Origin of the sequence: Pseudalgibacter alginicilyticus (assembly GCF_001310225.1) — a bacterium.
Taxonomy (GTDB): Bacteria; Bacteroidota; Bacteroidia; order Flavobacteriales; family Flavobacteriaceae; genus Pseudalgibacter; species Pseudalgibacter alginicilyticus.
On sequence record NZ_CP012898.1, the window covers coordinates 1,000,026 to 1,019,440 of the forward strand.

The following is a 19,415-nucleotide window of genomic DNA, read 5'->3' on the forward strand; positions in this document are numbered from 1 at the left end:
TAACTTAAGAAATTAAAATAACTTTTATACTTTTACCAATACAAATAACAACTGTACAAAATTGCTATAATTTGAACATTTCTTCATGCTAAATATCGTAAAATTTAACAGAAACTTCAATCAAAAAACACAGCTTTTTCTATCATTAAAAGCCAAACAAACCATCAATTACAATAAATATAACTAATGACAATTTTACATATTTCTGGAGTATCAAGTTGGGGTGGAGGCGAAAATCATTTAGAAAATTTATACTATGAATTAAACAAATCTACTTCTGATGTAAATCAAATTATTCTTTGTGTAAAAAACAGTGATTTTCACAAGAGACTAAAACGAGGGAACTATAATTACATTGCTGCGCCCCTTGGTATAAAAATAGACCCAAGATTTATATTTAAACTTATTAGAGTGTGTATTTTCAATAAAATAGACCTCATTCATTTGCACGACCCCACAGCACTGACATTAACTGTTATAGCAGACAGAATTTACGGAAAACTACCTAACTTTGTTTACGGAAAAAAAACATCCTTTCCTATAAGAAATAAAAAATCTACACTTTATAAATATAATTACCCTAAAATACAAAAGTACATTTGTGTTTCTAAGGCTGTAGAGCAAGTAGCATCACAAAGTATACAAGAAACCTCAAAAATATTAACTATTTATAACGGTATTAGGTTTAGCAATAAAAATGACCAAACCGATTATTTATTAAGAGAAAAATATAAGATTTCAAAGAACAAAATTATTATTGGCAATATAGGCAATCATATTAGAGCCAAAAACCTATTGACATTTATCAATGTTGTTAATGATGTTGTGAATACAAAAAACATAAAAGACTTTCATTTTGTTCAAATTGGAGATTTCACAAATAGAACATCAAATTACCTTAATAAAGTAAAAGAATTTAATTTAGAAAAGCACATAACTTTTACCGATTTTATTGATAATGCTTCTGCTTTTATTCCACAGTTTGACATATTCCTACTAACCTCACAATCAGAAGGTTTACCTCAAGTTATTAATGAAGCTTTCTTTTTTAAAATACCCGTAGTGTCTACCGCCGCTGGTGGTATTCCTGAAATCATAAAAGATGGCGAAAATGGATTTTTATCAGATATTAATGACTACAAAGATTTATCGAATAAATTAGTTTTATTACATTCAAACGAAGACTTAAAAAATAAATTTATAGAAAAATCACATACACAAATCATGGCTGATTTTTCTTCGACAACTATGGCTCAAAAAACGCTTAATGTTTACAAATCCATAATAGATAACAAATAATTCACTTTTCATAAAAAAGAACATCTACATTAATTGCTATGCTAAACGATATAAAAAAGGCCATTGAAGTTTTAAAAAATGGAGGCCTAATCCTCTACCCTACAGACACCGTTTGGGGTATTGGTTGCGATGCTACAAACCCAAAAGCTGTTGAAAAAATTTTTAAACTAAAACAACGTATAGATTCTAAAGCTTTAATTTGCTTAGTAGCTGATGACAGAATGTTAAAAAAATACGTAAAAGACATTCCGAGAGCGGCTTATGATATTATAGATATTACAGACTCCCCAACCACTATTATTTATGATGATGCTCAAAACCTAGCTCAAAATTTAATTGCTGAAGATGGCACTATTGCCATTCGCATCCCAGATGACGATTTTTGTTTTCAATTATGTCGGAAACTTAATGGAGCTATTGTTTCAACATCAGCTAATATAAGTGGCCAACCGACACCAAAATCATATAAAGAAATAACTCAGGAGGTTTTAAAAGGTGTAGACTATGTTGTAAATTTGCACCGCGAAAAAATTTGTTCAAAACCATCAGCTATTATCAAGCTAAGCAATAATGGCGTTGTAAAGGTTATAAGAGCATAATATGACCAATAGTCAATGCATGTAAGACTATGGAAATGTGACAAAATACTTATGAATTACAAACAAGCATTACAAGTCCCTATTTTTAAAATCATTTCAAAATCAGCTAAAGAACTTCATTTGGATAGTTTTGTTATTGGTGGTTTTGTACGCGACTTTATGCTACAACGTGGCCATGTAAAAGATATTGATATAGTTGCTATAGGAAGTGGTATTTCTTTAGCTAAGCAAGTAGCAAAAAACCTTCCCAACAAACCAAAGGTTCAAATTTTTAAAACTTATGGCACCGCCATGCTTAAGCATGGTGATATTGAAATTGAATTTGTAGGTGCACGAAAGGAATCCTACAGCGAAAATAGTAGAAATCCAATGGTAGAAGATGGTACGCTTGAAGACGACCAAAACCGACGAGATTTTACCATCAATGCCTTGGCATTAAATTTAAACAACGAAAGCTTTGGAGAGTTATTAGATCCCTTTAATGGTATAGATGATTTAAAAAATAAAATCATCCGTACACCTTTAAACCCAGATATTACCTATAGTGATGACCCATTGCGTATGCTTCGAGCCATACGGTTTGCGTCACAACTTCATTTTAAAATTGAAGACAACTCGTTAAAAGCTATATCAAAAAATAGGGAACGCATAAAAATCATTACTAATGAACGTATTGTTGTTGAACTCCATAAAATTTTAGAAAGCACAACACCTTCTATTGGTTTTCTATTACTTGAAAAAACAGGATTATTAAATTACATACTCCCAGAACTTACTGCCTTAAAAGGTATAGATGAAGTAGATGGTCAACGCCATAAAGATAATTTTTATCACACTCTTGAAGTTGTTGATAATATTGCAAAACACACTGATGATGTATGGTTACGTTGGGCAGCACTTTTACATGATATAGGAAAAGCTCCAACCAAAAAATTTAGCAAAAAAGTAGGCTGGACCTTTCACGGACATGAATTTAAAGGCTCAAAAATGGTATATCATATATTTAAGCGTTTAAAAATGCCGCTGAATGAAAAAATGAAATTTGTTCAAAAAATGGTTTTGATGAGTTCGCGCCCTATTGTTCTTGCTGAAGATACAGTTACCGATTCTGCTGTACGTCGCTTGGTTTTTGATGCTGGTGATTATGTAGAAGATTTAATGACACTTTGCGAAGCAGATATCACTACAAAAAATACTAAAAAATTCAATAAATATCATAATAATTTTAAAATTGTTAGAGATAAAATTATTGAAGTTGAAGAAAGAGATCAAGTTAGAAATTTTCAACCCCCTGTTTCAGGTGAAGAAATAATGAAAACATTCAATTTGAAACCATCACGTGAAATTGGTATTATAAAGGAAGCTATTAAAGAAGCTATTCTTGAAGGTGAAATTCCAAACGAACACGATGCTGCGTTTAAGTTGATGTTGGAAAAAGGAAAGAAATTAGGATTGATTGTAAATAATCAATAGTCAAATTAGTATTTTCTAACCATATAAATTAGATTCCCGCCTTTGCGAGAATGACAAAAATGAAAAAAAACAACAAAAAAGTAATTTACTGGCTGCTTACAGGGTGTATACTCATTTTTATAATGGTGATAGTTGGCGGTATTACTAGACTCACCGATTCTGGTTTATCCATATCGAATTACAAACTAATTACAGGAACCATTCCTCCCATAGGAGAAGTTGAATGGCAAGAAGCTTTTGATTTATATAAACAATATCCTGAATACCAAAAACTGCATTACCATTTCACTTTAGAAGATTTTAAAAGTATCTATTTTTGGGAATGGCTACATAGGCTTATTGGCCGAGTTATTGGTTTGGTTTTTATTATTCCCTTTATTTACTTTATTGCAACTAAACAACTCACAACAGCAACCATTAAAAAATGCATCATATTGTTGGTACTTGGTGGTTTTCAAGGTTTTTTAGGTTGGTATATGGTAAAAAGTGGCTTAGTAGATATGCCAGACGTGAGTCATTATCGGTTAGCCGCACATTTAACAACCGCATTCTTAACATTTGCTGCAACCCTATGGGTAGCATTAGATTTAATTTATACCAACAGAAAACCCATCAATATTAAGTTTAGAAATCTAATAATAATTAGTTACCTCATTTTAATTATACAAATAGTTTACGGTGCATTTGTTGCAGGACTTAAGGCTGGTTTACTGCATAACCATTGGCCATTGATGAATGAAAATAAATTCATACACGAAACAGTTTACGTATTAGAGCCATTTTACAAAAACCTCATTGAAAACCCAAGTGGTATTCAATTTGTTCATAGAACTTTAGCCTATTTGGTAGTCATTTCCATTGTTATGCTTTGGATGAAGTCTCGAAAAATGTCATTAACACTACTTCAAGAAAAAAGTATCAACGTGTTATTAATCTTAGTTGGTTTTCAATTTTTATTAGGAATTTTAACGATAGTAATGGCTGTACCTTTATGGTTGGGAATTGCACATCAAGTAGGAGCTTTTTTCCTATTGAGTGCCATGACTTTTACCTTACATCGTTTTAGTAAATAAACAAAAAATGCATACATTTGCAGACTAATTTTTTCTACTAATGATTTATAGATTTAGAGTCATCCTTGATAATGATACCGAAGACGATGTGTTCCGTGATTTAGAAATCCGTGAAGCTGATACGCTTGAAGACTTACACAACGCCATAAACCAGTCTTTTGGATTTGAAGGTAATGAAATGGCATCGTTTTATGTCAGTGATGAACAATGGAATCAGGGCGAAGAAATTTCTTTATTTGATTTGAGTGATGAAAATCCTACTCGCTTAATGAACGAAACCACTTTAAACGATGTGGTACACGAAATGCAAACAAGACTTATTTATGTGTATGACTTTTTTAGTATGTGGACCTTTTATGTGGAATTAGCAGAAATTGTTGAAGAAGCTGAAGGCGTTGACTATCCAAACCTTATGTTTGTTCATGGACAAATTCCAGATGATGCTCCTGAGAAAAACTTTGAAGCGGATTTGGACGATGATTTTGACGAATTTGAAGACGGATTAGATATTGATGATTATGACAATTTAGATTTTGATGAAAATTGGAATTAAAACAAAACAACTACATTTTTTGTGGATTCACATTTTCATAGTTATGCTTTAAAAATTCAAATGCATTTAGTAAAATTTCTCCCATAGATTGGCATTCCATAAATTTATCATCCAAAGTATAATCGTATATCTTTCCTTTAAGCATATCAATATGATCCTTTTTAGAAATTGTGTCATCAACCATACACGCCATTAATTCTTTAATTCTATCTTGAAAACTCTTTAAACGTTTTACCAAAATAGAACGTTCTTCAATTTTATATTGATCAATCGATAGTTTTTGAAAACTCTCAGCAACTAACTCAACCATTTTTAAATTTTCCTTAAAAAACTGAGGTCTATATACGTTAAACTTGCCTTCATAAGATTGCTGATCAAAATCAATGGGTCTAATATTATATTCTACATGATCAAAATCATGAGTGGTTACTATAACATAATTATAAGAACGCATATCTCCCAAAAGGCGTATCATACAGCGTTCATTAAACTTCACAAACTCTTTAGCTATTTGTGTTTTTTCCGATTTACTACACTTTGGGAGCATATTTTTTATAAACTCATCACCAGGTATTCCTGCAATATGATCTTCAATTAATGTGTCATCATGAACTAAAAAATTCAAATTATAAGGTGACAACATATGCTCTAACTCCAACCCATAAATACGAGATGCATCAGCTTTCTTAACATAAAAATATGTGTAATTATCATTAAGAATATTTCTTATTTTAATGCGAAAAGGTTTGGAGTTCCCAAAGGTACAGTAGTCAATAGCATCCACATTTAAATAGGCAATGGTACTTTCATTACCATCAGAACGAAATATGGAATACACTTTTTTTAAAGACAAATCTATTTCTTGTCTATCAAATTCATTATAATACACACGAACCCAAAGTGTATCTTCATCATTTTTGTCATAAACAACAATGGAGCCTTGAAAACGGAGCAAATCATCATACAGAATAGGTAAGTTAATATTTCTGTTATATTCAAAAAGATATTTACTTAACTTTTCTGTGATTGGATAGGATGGTTTCTTTTTTGAAATCTTTAAATCTTGCATAGCATAAAGTTATTCAAAATTACAGATTTTAATGGTATTGGATTCAAAAAAAAGCAATCTATTTATAAAAAATTTAAGATAAAATGTATGTATAAAACCTTTTCAAAATTTTTATTATTTCAATAAAAAATATCTTTTTTTTAGTAGAACTGCTTAATTTGTCTTTTTGTCGTCACAATTATTATAAACTAAGGATTTATAATATCTTTGATTACTATCACTAAGTAAAAATGAAAAACGCCCTCACCCTATTATTAGTATGCCTTTTTGTAATAAGCTCTTTCGCTCAAAAAGAAGCCAATAATTGGTACTTTGGATCTTATGCAGGTATGAAATTTAATCCTGATGGATCAACTACTAATTTATCAGATGGAAAATTAGACACTTATGAAGGTTGTACAACAATATCAGATAGTAATGGCAATTTATTATTTTACACAGATGGAATTAGCATATGGAACAAATTACACCAACCCATGTTTAATGCAAACAGCTCTTATGGGAATGGCCTTTACGGAGACCCTTCAAGCTCTCAATCAGCCATTGTAGTTCCAAAACCTGACGATCCTAATATTTATTATATTTTTACAGTTGACACGTCTACAAATGACAACGACCCCAATAGAGGTTTTAATTATTCTACCGTTGATTTAACTTTAAATGGTGGCTTAGGTGATGTCATTGCCTCTACAAAAAACACCAATTTACTACCATATAGCTCAGAAAAAATCAGTGCTGTATTAAAAGACTGTATTTCTCAATCTATTTGGATTATAACTTTTGGAGCTTCCGGTGGTCCCTCTTCATATTTCGACACATTTTATGCTTATGAAATTTCTACTTCAGGAGTTAACACAACACCTGTAATATCAACTTTTAATGTGTATGTTGAGGACGCTAGAGGATATTTAAAGCTATCCCCTGATGGTACAAAATTAGCATGCGCTAATGCAACATCAGGACTATACTTATATGATTTTGATGCTACAACAGGTATTGTAAGCAATCAAAAACCTATAAATATCAATTTTTATCAACCAGGAAAGCCTCAATCTCCTTATGGTGTAGAATTTTCTCAAAACAATGAACTACTCTATGTATCTGCTTATTACAATCCTTCTAGAGAAGAAACTGACGTTCCATCCAGTCAATATGGTTCTTTACTTCAATATGATTTAACCGCAGCTAACATTAGTGATAGTGAGATTGTAATTGATGCTAGACCACAATATCGCGGAGCGTTACAATTAGGGCCAAATGGAAAAATTTACAGAGCCATGAGCACTACTTATAATATTGGAGCGCCATACCTTTCTACAATTAATAACCCCAATGAACGTGGACCTGCATGTGATTATGAGCACAATGCTGTAGCATTAAGCTCCAATTCAAGCCAAGGACTTCCTCCTTTTATTTCATCTTTTTTTTCTGAAAAAATTGACATTATAGGAAACCAATCCTCTTCTACCAACTTATCCTTATGTGTTGGAGATACTTACATTTTAAAAGGCCCTGAAATACCAGGAGCAAAATATATTTGGACCTTTAACGATCAACCCTTAAGTAACAATGATTTTGATTTAGAAGTTTCACAAGTAGGATTATATAAAGTGGTAATAGACCAACAAACTGGAAACTGCGATGGTTTACTTGAAGGGGAAGCCTATGTTTCTTATAATCCTTTACCAGTGGCTTATGACGCTACACTTGTTCAATGTGATGAAGACGGAATTCCTGGTGGTATTACCCGTTTTAATCTCAATGAAGCTAATGATGAATTAACAGGTGGTATTGCTGGCTTAACAACAAAATTTTATTCTGATTTGGGAAGAACTATAGAAATTGATGGCAATAATTATTATCATGACACAAGTAATCCAAACCCTATCTATGTTAAAGTATTTAAGGATTCTTGCTTTGATAGCTCTATATTAACCCTATCAGTAAATGATGTGCCTCGTGATAATTTTACAGCAACCGCTTTATGCGATGAATTAAATTCTGAAGATGGTTTTAACACTTTTAATCTTAATACCATCACTTCAGAAATTCAAACACAAAAAAATATAATATTTCCTATAATTTACTATGAAACCATTGAAGATGCACTTTTAGAAAAAAATGAACTAACAGGAAGTACTTACAAAAACACAACACCCTATTCACAAACCATTCATGCGCGTTATGAAAACCAAAATGCTTGTAATGGTATTATGGATGTACACTTAACTGTTAATAAACTACCAAATATTGAGGTTGAAGAAACCACTTATTATTGTAGCAATTATTTCCCCGAAACCATAACTATAAATGCTGGAAAATTAAACTCTGTAAATCCATCTGCCACTATTTCTGATTATAACTACCAATGGTCTACAGGGGAAACCACTTATCAAATAGATATAAATGAAGCAAAAATATACACCGTCTTAATTACCAACAAATCCACAAACTGTTCTAAAGAACGTACTATTAACGTATTAGAATCAAGCATAGCTACAGATCCAAAATTTGAAGTAACCGATGCTACACAAAATAATGTTATAAGCCTATTTGTTTCAGGAACTGGCACTTATGAATATGCCATAGAAAATGATTCTGATTATTTTTATGTGCCATTTCAACAGAACCCTGTATTTAATAACATTCCACCTGGCATACACACAATACTTATTAAAGATGTTAAAAATGATTGTGGAACAACAACTCTTCAAGTACCTGTTATTGGATTCCCTAAATTTTTTACCCCAAATAACGATGGTTTTAATGATACATGGCAAGTATTTGGAATATCAGAACAATTTTATTCCAACTCCAAAGTTTTAATATATAATCGTTATGGAAAATTGATTAAAGAAATTGACCCCACAGGAAATGGATGGGACGGTTTATTTAATGGCAAATTACTTCCTGCGGACGATTATTGGTTTTTAGTAACATTAGAAGATGGTAGAATTTTCAAAAATCATTTTACCTTAAAAAGATAGTATCAACAAATCAACAAACAAAAATGCATTTTTGTCTGTTTTTTTTGCTTCTAGCCTTTAACTTGTCTATTTTTCGCAATTTAAACAGATTCAACATAATGTTTTTTACCCAAATAAAGCAAAGTGAAAAAAAACCTACCATATTATATTTCCTTATTTATATTTATTTGCAGCTTAAGCAACTTGCATTCTCAGCTAATATCAGTAGATAGTTCTATACCTTTAGAACAACTTATTCTGGACAATCTCATAAAAAATGGCTGTGTTGAAATATCAAACATTAGCTCGTCAATAAATGGATCAGCCTCTGGTTTTTCTAGTTACGGACAATTTAGTAGAGCTGGATCTAATTTTCCTTTTGAAAATGGCATCGTTTTAACAACAGGAAATGCTGAATCTGCAGGAAATACGCCTATAACACCTCCTTTAACAGAAGGGGCTACTGATTGGGGATCAGATGCTGACTTAGAAAATGCTTTACAGGTTACCAACACTTTAAATGCCACCTCTATAGAATTTGATTTAATATCCACTTCCAATAATTTACAATTTAATTATTTATTTGCCTCTGAAGAATACTTTGGCACAAACCCTTGTAATGTATCTGATGGCTTTGCTTTTTTAATTAAAGAGTCTGCTGGATTACATGCATACCGAAATATTGCTTTGGTTCCTGGCACCACAGATCCCGTGAACACAAACACCATTCGTACGGATATTTTCAATGCTACTGGAAATCTTGTATGTCCTGCTCAAAACACACAATATTTTGATGGCTTAGGAAATGGAGATACTAATTATAATGGAAGAACCACCACATTAACCGCTTCTACAACTATTATCCCCTACACCCGTTATCGTATAAAATTAGTAATAGCAGACCAGAGTGATTTTCAATTTGATTCTGCCGTATTTATAGAAGGTAATAGCTTTAAAACAGTAGATTTAGGTGATGATATTTCAACCTGTAATAGCTCTGCTGTTCTTAATGCTTATACAGGAAACCCTTTTGCAGGATATGAATGGTTTTACAATAATACACCCATACCAGGCCCCCTACCTTCGTCCTATACAGCTATGCAAAGTGGTACCTATCGCGTAGAAGTCACTGTGCAACTTTCTAATGGAGATGAATGTGTGGAATCTGATGAGATAGAAGTGGTTTTAAACACAGAAGAACCTGTTCCTACGCTTTCCGACTATGCATTATGTGGCGACCCGTCGAACGTGACAGACACTGAAACGTTTAATCTTAACATTAAAAATTCAGAAATAGCCACTATTAGCCCCTATTCAAATTATAATGTTACCTATCACTATAATGAAGAAGAAGCAAGAAGTAATTCAAACAGTATAAGCTCACCAATTCCAAACACGACTAATCCGCAATCTATTGTTGCGCGTATAAATGACTTAGATACAGGGTGTGCTACTTACACATCTTTTAATTTAATAGTAAATACAGCTCCTAACGCTATAACACCAACAACTCTTGAAGTTTGTGATAATGACGACATCCCTGATGATGGATTTTATTTTATAGATTTAACCGAAAAAGATGATGAAATAACAGGAGGACTTCCTGATTTAGCGGTTACTTATTACTATAATTCAACAGATGCTGCTAATGGTATCAACCCTATAACATCACTCTACAGAAATACTACAACACCAACAGACCAAGTTTTTGCTACGGTTATCAATACTCAAACAACCTGTGTAAGCTCTGTTGTGCCTGTAAACATTAATGTAACAAGCAGTCCACTTATTGACTTTGAAAAGCAATTTATCGATGCTTGTGATCCAGACCACGATGGGTTTGCTACTTTTGATTTAACAGAAGTACTTAATAATGTTTTAAACGGTATTGACCCAAGTAGTGTAACAGCCACTTACCATGAAGTTGAAAACGATGCTGACCTTGGAATTAATCCCATTACCAACGAAACCAATTATGCCAATATTGTTTCAAATGTACAAACAGTCTTTATAAGAATTGAGGATAATGTATCATTATGTGCTTCTGTAGCTGAAATTGAAATCCACACCAATTTATTATTAACAGGTACGGATATTACAGATTTTGCAATATGTGATAACAATGCAGACCCTAATGATGAAGCTAATTTTGACCTTAATTCAATTGAGTTTTTTATCAATAATGGCCTCGACTTTGATGGAGACCCTAATACGCTTGAAATTAGTGTTGATTTTTTTGAAGATGAAGACGATAGAGATGCCAATACAAATGCTTTGGATAAATCTGCTTTATATTCTGCACCTAACCAAACAACATTATACATTCGGTTAACAAACACCATAACCAACTGTGAAGATATTGAAGATATTCAATTGATAATTAACCCGATTTTAATATTTAATCCTGTAGACCCACTTCCCTATTGTGATAGTGACTCTGATGTTACTGATGGAATTACTCTAATAGATTTACATTCATTGGATGATATGATAACAAATGGTAATCCAGATTTTGCAACAAGTTTCTTTCCAACTGAAACAGATGCAGACATGAATAATACTGCAAACCTGCTTCCGGATATGTATTCCGTAAATACACAAGAAACAATTTTTGTTAGAATTGAAAATACAGATACAGCCTGTTATACTTCCAATTCTTTCGATATACGCGTGGTTCCTTCACCTGAAACCATGCAACCAATTGATGACGTTTTTTGTGATACCAGTGATACCAAAATATTTAATCTTGAAGACAAAATACCAGAAATAGTTTCGAGCACTGCTGGTATTGATATTGGTTTTTTTACCTCGTTGGATGATGCAGAAAATAATACAAATCCAATAACAAACCGAACTACCTATACCGCCAATACACAAACCATGTATGTTAGAATTGGCGACAATACACCAGGAACTAGTTGTTATAAAATTGTTTCTTACGAAATAATTATAAATACAATACCTGTTTTTCCTACTAATGGCATCAATGATTTTGTTATTTGTGATGGTGATGAAAATAACGAAGCTGAATTTTTATTTAGCAACAAGGATGCAGAGATTTTAGATGGACAAACTGGCAAAGAAGTCCTCTATTTTGAAGATTCTGCATATAGCATTGAAATTCCAAAAAACATACCATATAAATCTGGTGATAGAACCGTATATGTTCGTATTGAAAACACTACAGATTCAAGCTGCTTTACTACTTCATCATTTGAAATTAAAGTGGCATCAGAAATCATTTTTAATGCTTTCATTCCTTTTAATGAGTGTGATGATGCAAGCAATGATGAAAAACATGCGTTTGATTTAGGTTTCAAGCGAACTGAAATCACCCAAGGCGTCCCAGAAAATTTAAATGTTTCATTTCATTTAACAGAAGCTTTGGCTGAAAGCAACACCAATCCATTACCTGACACCTATACCAATGTTACCCCGCAACAAACATTATATGTTAGAATTGAAAATGTTAATTCTTCGTGCTATACAATCGAAGAATTGGATTTAGGGATAACGCCTAGTATTGAGCTTACAGACGCTGCACCTTTTGAACTTTGTGATGATAATAATGATGGTTTGGCTACTTTTAATTTAGAACTTGCTGATTTTGAAATATTAGATAGAGTAATTGGTCCGCCACCAGTTATAAATTATTTTGAAAATGAAGCTGATACTATTGATAATACTTTACAAATTACAAATCCTACTTCGTATATAAGCGAATCTAAAACAATCTACATAAAAGTGACTCCCCAATCAGGATGTTATAGCGTAATTCCATTACAACTTGTTGTTAACCCCTACCCAACCATTAATAACATATCTACATTAGAAGATTGTTTTAGTACCACTTATGATTTAACACAAGTAGATAATTTAATAGTAAATAACCCAAGTAATTATAACATTACTTACTATAGTAATGAAAACGATGCAAATGATGGTTTAGGAAACATCGGAAACACATTTAACTATACAAACCCTGGCAATTATACCATTTGGTTCCGTACAGAAAATCCAACAACCGGCTGTTTTATAACCTCTTCATTTGTTTTGGAAATTAACGCAAACCCTATTGCAAACACCCCTCCAAATTTGGAAGCCTGTGATGATGACTATGATGGCTTCCTCACTTTTGACCTATCCAATTCAAGTAGTACGAGTTATGCTATTAGAGGTTCTCAAAGTATTTCTAATTTTACTGTTACTTATTATGACAATTTAGCAAATGCTGAATCTAAAACCAACCCCATAGCTACAAATTACTCATCTGTAGATGGCGAGGTTATTTATGCTAGAATAGAAAATAATGCTACTGGATGTTTCAATATCACGCAATTTGATATTACAATTAATCCAAAACCTATAATACCTATTGATGATGTGGTAACACTTTGTATCAATAATTTACCTCTAACCATTTCTGCTGAGACCAGCAATATAGGTGACATTTATTTATGGTCTACCGGGGAAACGACATCTGAAATATTACTTACAGACCCAAATGATATTGGTTCATATTGGGTGAATGTAACCACACCAACCACTGGGTGTTCTACAACAAAATCATTTGAAGTTATAGAATCTGCCATAGCTGATATAAATTTTACCACAACAGTAGATTTTGCCGACCCTAATAGAATCACCATTGATGTTAGCGGTATTGGTAATTATGTTTTTAGCATAGATGGTGGCGAACCACAAACTTCAAATATTTTTGAAAATGCACCTATTGGTGAACACACTATTACAGTAACAGATTTAAATGGATGTCATGACGTAAGTAAAGAAGTTGTGGTTATAGATGTTCCAAAATTTGTAACTCCAAATGGTGATGGCTATTTTGATACTTGGCATATAACAGGGGTTAATCAACTAACAGGAACAGTTGTGTATATTTATGACCGATACGGAAAACTGCTTAAAACACTACATCATACATCTCCAGGATGGGATGGCACTTTTAACGGGGCTAATATGCCTGCTGATGATTATTGGTACACCGCTCAAGTTTTTTACAATGGTGAAGAGTTGAATCTTAAAGGGCATTTTACTTTAAAACGATAAGATAAGTTTTATATAAAACAACCTATCAACGTTATTTTTATCTTTTCATCTTTTTTAAATAAACCTTTTTTATTTCGTTAAGTCTAATTTAATTATATGTTATACTTTAGTTATTTAGCTTTAATCAAATTAAACGATACTTAATTGAATTACGAATGTTTAATAAACTTATTTTAAAGTGTTTTTTCTTTATAGTATTTAATTTTTCTGGGGGATTCATTTCTGCTCAATTAAGTAAAACCCATTACATACCACCATTAACAGAGTCTGGTACAAATTCATCTGAACCCGAAGACCATTATATTTACATTTCAACGCCAAAATCTACTTCAGTAAGTTTTACAATAAAACCTGTTGGCTTAGGTACTGCAAGTTATATTACGGGTAGTGTTTCCAATACCAGCCCCTTTACATACAACATAGGAAGTGGCAGAAACACTCCTTTGTTTGTAAATGTAAACCAAACAAGCACTGTTCAAACCAACAAAGGATACATTATAGAAGCACAAGACGTCATATATGTTTCTGTGAGAATAAATGCTGGTTCGCAAGCAGGTGCACTGGTTAGTAAAGGACTAGCATCTTTAGGAACCACTTTTAGGGTAGGAAGCTATACCAATGAAAATCCACAAAGTAATTATCTAAATTTTGTTTCGGTTATGGCTACTGAAGACAATACGCAGGTTTCTTTTAGCGATTTACCATCTGGACTTATCATAGAAAATTATTCTGGTACAACACCAGTAATAACAACATTAAATAAGGGAGAAAGCTACACCTTAGCTACAAATAGTTATAACAATAATATTAACCGTGATGGACTTATAGGCTGTTTGGTAACTTCAGATAAACCTATTGTTGTTAATTGCGGTTCTACCAATGGTAGTTTTCATAATGGCGGTGGTAGAGATTATGGTATCGACCAGATTGTAGACCTCTCTAAAGTTGGAACAGAATACATTTTTGTAAAAGGTGATGGAGCCAATGGCTGGGAAAATGTTTTAATTGTTGCGCATTCAAATAACACCTCAATAAGTATCAATGGAGGCACTTCCATAGCCACTGTAAATGCAGGTGATTATTATTTAATTGAAGGCAATCAATTTAATAACAGTGGCAATATGTATGTCCAGACCTCTCAACCTGTATTTGTTTACCAAGGCGTAGGAGCAACTACTAACGAAGCCAATCAAGGCATGTTTTTCGTTCCTCCTTTAAGTTGCGAAACTCGTGGTAACTTAGATAATATTGCAAATATTCAATCTATTGGAAATATTAATTATACGGGAGGTATATCAATTGTTACTAAAGTGGGGGCTACTGTTACTATAAACAACTCACCCATCAATAATTTTTCATCTGTTGGTCCCAATAATGTTAATGGAAAATCTGACTATGTCACCTACAAAGTTACAGGGCTTAGCGGCAACATATCCGTTGAAAGTACTGATGAATTATATTGTGCCTATTTTAATTTTAATGGAGCAGCCACTTCTGGTAGTTTTTATTCTGGGTTTCCAAGTCCACCAGAAATTAATTTTGATGCACAATTTGTAACACTTGGTAATTGTATTCCAAATGTTAAACTAAAAGCTGCAAATATTGAAAACTTTGATAGTTTTCAATGGTTTTTTGATGATGGCACGGGATATGTAGATATGATGATTACAACCGCTGAAATTACTCCTCTCCTTCCTGGGAAATATAAATTGGCTGGAATTATCACCTGTACCGGTGAGCTTCTAGAATCTATTGAAGTTCCTATCAGTATTTGCCCTGATGATATTGATAATGATGGTATTATTGATAATTTAGATGTAGACAATGATAATGATGGCATTCTTAATTACACTGAATCGAAAGGAAATGCGATAATAAACTTAAGTGATTTTAATGACCCCGAACTAATCTTTGAGGATTTTACTAGAAGTAAAACTATTTTAAGTGGAAGCTATACACAATCAAATAGCTCTGGAACTATTAACCCTTTTAGCGGAAATAGTTCTGGAGGTTTCACTAGTGTTTTAGAAAGTGCAGCTGAAGCAGAAAACACCTTATCTATTTCATTTACAGAACCTGTAAATATTAAGTTTGAAGAAACCATATCACTTCCAAACACGAATATTGACGGTGAGTATTTTATTGTTAAAATTTCTCCAATAAATAAAAACATCACTTTAGTAGATCCTGATAATCATTTATTAATAGATTCAAATTTTGATGGTATTTTTGAATCTGGTGTTACTCAAATTTCAGGATCCGAAATTCATTTTAAAATAAACCCATCACCTACTGGAAACACGCCATTTCAATTTTTAGCAAATCAAGTAGATGGATTTACCTTTATTCATACATCAAACAACGCTACAACATCTACTATTTTTAATGGAGGACTTTCGCTTACTTCCTTTAAAAAAGATACTGATTTAGATGGAATTGAAGACGCATTAGACTTAGATAGCGACAACGATGGTATTCCTGATTTCATTGAAAACACTGGAACATTTATACCCTTATCAGGTATTGATATTGATTTAAATGGTTTAGATGATGCTTACGACATCACTACATTACCTACGGACACTGATGGGGATGGTATTTATGATTTTTACGATTTAGATAGTGATAACGATGGTATTTATGATCTGTATGAATCTGGTAGTGGTTTACCTGATTTAGATATGAACGGTATAGTAGATGGTAATTCATTTGGCACCAACGGATGGGCTGATGCGGCTGAAACAACTCCAGACAGTAGTTTTATTGGTTATATACTTAATGATTTAGACGCTGACAATATTTTTAGCTATTTAGATTCAGATAGTGACGGCGACGGTTGTACCGATGTTATTGAAGCTGGTTTTTCTGATGGTAATGGAAATACTTTTTTAGGAGATAATATTCCCACTATTAATTATAATGGTTTAGTTAATAATGCCTCCGATGGTTATACCCTTCCAAATTCAGATTATTTAACTGCTGCCCCTATTAGCATTATAACGCAACCCATAAACACCGAAGTTTGTGAACTTTTAGATACCACCATCTCTGTAATTAGTGACTCCATTGACACTGTGCAATGGGAAGTTAGTACTGATGGTATTAGTTGGGCACCTATTATTGATAATACCACTTATAATGGCTCACAGTCCAGTGATTTAAAAATTTATGCAGCGCCATTATCTATTAACACTTATAAATACCGTGCATTTTTAAACGTAACTGGTAATAGTTGCGGTTTGTATACCAATGAAGTAAATCTAACCGTATACCCACAACCTATAGTAAACCCTACTGTTGTTCTAATTCAATGTGATGATGAAGATGCTTCAACGGTAGGCTACAGCCCATTTAACTTAACTGAAGCCAATGATAAAATTTCAGCAAATGCCGCCAATGAAATATTTACTTATTTTTTAACACAAGCTGCAGCAATTTCTGGAGATATTACAAACCCTAATTATATTAGCAATCCAACAGCATTTACTAACAGAACGATTAGCACAGATGTTATTTGGGCTCGTATTGAATCTCAATTAGGTTGTCCTTCTTTTTCTGAAATCACATTAAATGTTTCATCCACAGCAATCCCTTCAACATTTTTAGTAACCTTTAATCAATGTGATGATTTTCTTGATATCAATGGAAACAACAATTCCAATAATGATGATAGAGATGGTATTGCTACTTTTGATTTCAGTAGTGTAACAGCTACTCTTTTAAGTTTTATCCCTTCGGGACAAAATCCTTTAGCGCCACGTTATTATAGAAATAAAGTGGATGCTTTAGCTGAAGTTAATGAAATTACCAACATTTCAAATTATAGAAATATAGGCTACCCTGGTTCACAAAATATTTATGTCAGGATAGATAGTGCCATTGCAAACGATTGTTTAGGTTTAGGTGCACATATCTTGTTAAATGTAGAACCATTACCAATAGCAAATCCTGTAACAATACCTCGACAATGCGATTATGACTTAAGTGATACCATACTAAGTTATCCTTTTGATACATCACAATTAGAAAACAATATTTTAAATGGACAAAACCCATTGGATGTAACAATAAGCTATTATAATAGTACTGGAGCTCCTTTATTGTATGCAGATGGCACGGCTGTTACAAGCCCAATTCAACCTACATTTTTAACAGAAAATCAAACTATTACCATTCGAGTGACTAATAATGTAATGACAGATCCAAATGGGCCTTGTTATGATGAAACTGATGTAGAATTTATTGTAGATGAACAGCCAATAATTGCTAACACCATTCCAGACCAAATAGTTTGTGACAATGGAAATGATGGTACTGATGAAAACGATGGCCTTCATAGTTTTAACACATCAACTTTTGAAAATATAATTAAAGGTACCCAATCAAATATGGATATCTATTTTAATTATTTAGATAAAGATGGTACTTTAATTACCAAAAGTAACACATTACCAAACCCACTTGTTTCTAGTAACCAAACCATATCCGTGGAAGTAGTAAATCCTAATAACTCAAATTGCTCAGCAACAACTACTATTAATCTAATAGTAAACCCAATACCTGAATTCTCTTTAAATGAAGAAGAAATAGTATGTACTTCAGACCCTACGTTTACAGTAGTTTTAGAAGCGCTTCAAACAAATTCATCAGAAATATTTAATTACAAATGGATTTATGAAGAAGATGGCACTGAGCTCTCAAATTCACCATCCATAGTGGTTTCATCCCCTGGTGCATATACCGCTACACTTGAAAACCCTAATACTTTATGTTCAAAATCCAAAACTGTTTTTGTGAAAGCTTCTGAGATTGCAACTATCAGTTTAAACGATATAGAAATTAACGATTTTTCTGAAAACAACACTGTTACTATTAAAAACCCAACAAATTTAGGTGTTGGATCATATGAATTTTCACTAGAGTCTAAAGATGGAACCATTACCTACCCATTTCAGGAAAACCCTGTGTTTAATAATGTTAGAGCTGGTTTATATACATTATTAGTTCGTGATGCCATTTGTGGTACCACAACTATAGATATTTCTGTAGTTGGATACTTTAAATTTTTCACTCCAAACGGTGATGGTTATAATGATACTTGGCAAATTAAAGGTATAAGCTCTAATTTCCAATCTAATAGTTTTATTTACATTTATGATAGATACGGGAAACTCCTTAAGGAATTAAACCCTTTGGAAATTGGTTGGAACGGAACTTACAATGGCTCCTTAATGCCAAACGATGACTATTGGTTTAAAGTTTTATTAGAAGACGGCAGAACCTACACTGGACATTTTACTCTAAAACGTTAACAAT

Annotated in this window: 9 protein-coding genes; 8 read left to right on the forward strand and 1 reads right to left on the reverse strand. The window is 32.6% G+C overall.

The window, feature by feature from the left end; genetic code table 11:
- Positions 1-186 precede the first annotated feature (186 nt).
- The 5 genes from APS56_RS04205 to APS56_RS04225 are packed head-to-tail and all read left to right on the forward strand — an operon-like array spanning position 187 to position 4,997.
- Complete coding sequence (locus APS56_RS04205) at positions 187-1,299, forward strand: glycosyltransferase family 4 protein (protein ID WP_054725061.1); 1,113 nt, start codon at positions 187-189, stop codon at positions 1,297-1,299.
- A 38-nt stretch (positions 1,300-1,337) separates the two neighbouring features.
- Positions 1,338-1,898, forward strand: a complete 561-nt coding sequence (locus APS56_RS04210) for an L-threonylcarbamoyladenylate synthase (protein ID WP_054725063.1) — start codon at positions 1,338-1,340, stop codon at positions 1,896-1,898.
- A 51-nt stretch (positions 1,899-1,949) separates the two neighbouring features.
- Positions 1,950-3,371, forward strand: coding sequence for a CCA tRNA nucleotidyltransferase (locus APS56_RS04215; protein ID WP_054731149.1), 1,422 nt, complete (start codon positions 1,950-1,952; stop codon positions 3,369-3,371).
- A 59-nt stretch (positions 3,372-3,430) separates the two neighbouring features.
- Positions 3,431-4,444 (forward strand): COX15/CtaA family protein, encoded by a 1,014-nt coding sequence (locus APS56_RS04220; RefSeq protein ID WP_054731151.1) that lies wholly within the window; start codon positions 3,431-3,433, stop codon positions 4,442-4,444.
- Positions 4,445-4,484: 40 nt separating this feature from the next.
- Complete coding sequence (locus APS56_RS04225; RefSeq protein ID WP_054725065.1) at positions 4,485-4,997, forward strand: IS1096 element passenger TnpR family protein; 513 nt, start codon at positions 4,485-4,487, stop codon at positions 4,995-4,997.
- A gap of 10 nt (positions 4,998-5,007) precedes the next feature.
- Here APS56_RS04225 and APS56_RS04230 read toward each other — a convergent pair whose 3' ends face one another.
- Positions 5,008-6,066 (reverse strand): hypothetical protein, encoded by a 1,059-nt coding sequence (locus APS56_RS04230; protein ID WP_054725067.1) that lies wholly within the window; start codon positions 6,064-6,066, stop codon positions 5,008-5,010.
- A gap of 230 nt (positions 6,067-6,296) precedes the next feature.
- On the opposite strand from APS56_RS04230, the gene APS56_RS04235 reads away from it, so the two are divergent.
- The 3 genes from APS56_RS04235 to APS56_RS04245 all read left to right on the forward strand — a co-directional run bounded on the left by APS56_RS04235 (position 6,297) and on the right by APS56_RS04245 (position 19,411).
- Entirely contained in the window at positions 6,297-9,053 is a 2,757-nt protein-coding gene (locus APS56_RS04235; RefSeq protein ID WP_054725069.1) for a T9SS type B sorting domain-containing protein, read from the forward strand.
- 123 nt (positions 9,054-9,176) lie between these two features.
- Positions 9,177-14,099: a T9SS type B sorting domain-containing protein gene (locus tag APS56_RS04240; RefSeq protein WP_169786428.1), complete on the forward strand. Its 4,923-nt coding sequence runs from the start codon at positions 9,177-9,179 to the stop codon at positions 14,097-14,099.
- 155 nt (positions 14,100-14,254) lie between these two features.
- Complete coding sequence (locus APS56_RS04245) at positions 14,255-19,411, forward strand: T9SS type B sorting domain-containing protein (protein ID WP_054725074.1); 5,157 nt, start codon at positions 14,255-14,257, stop codon at positions 19,409-19,411.
- Positions 19,412-19,415 lie beyond the last annotated feature (4 nt).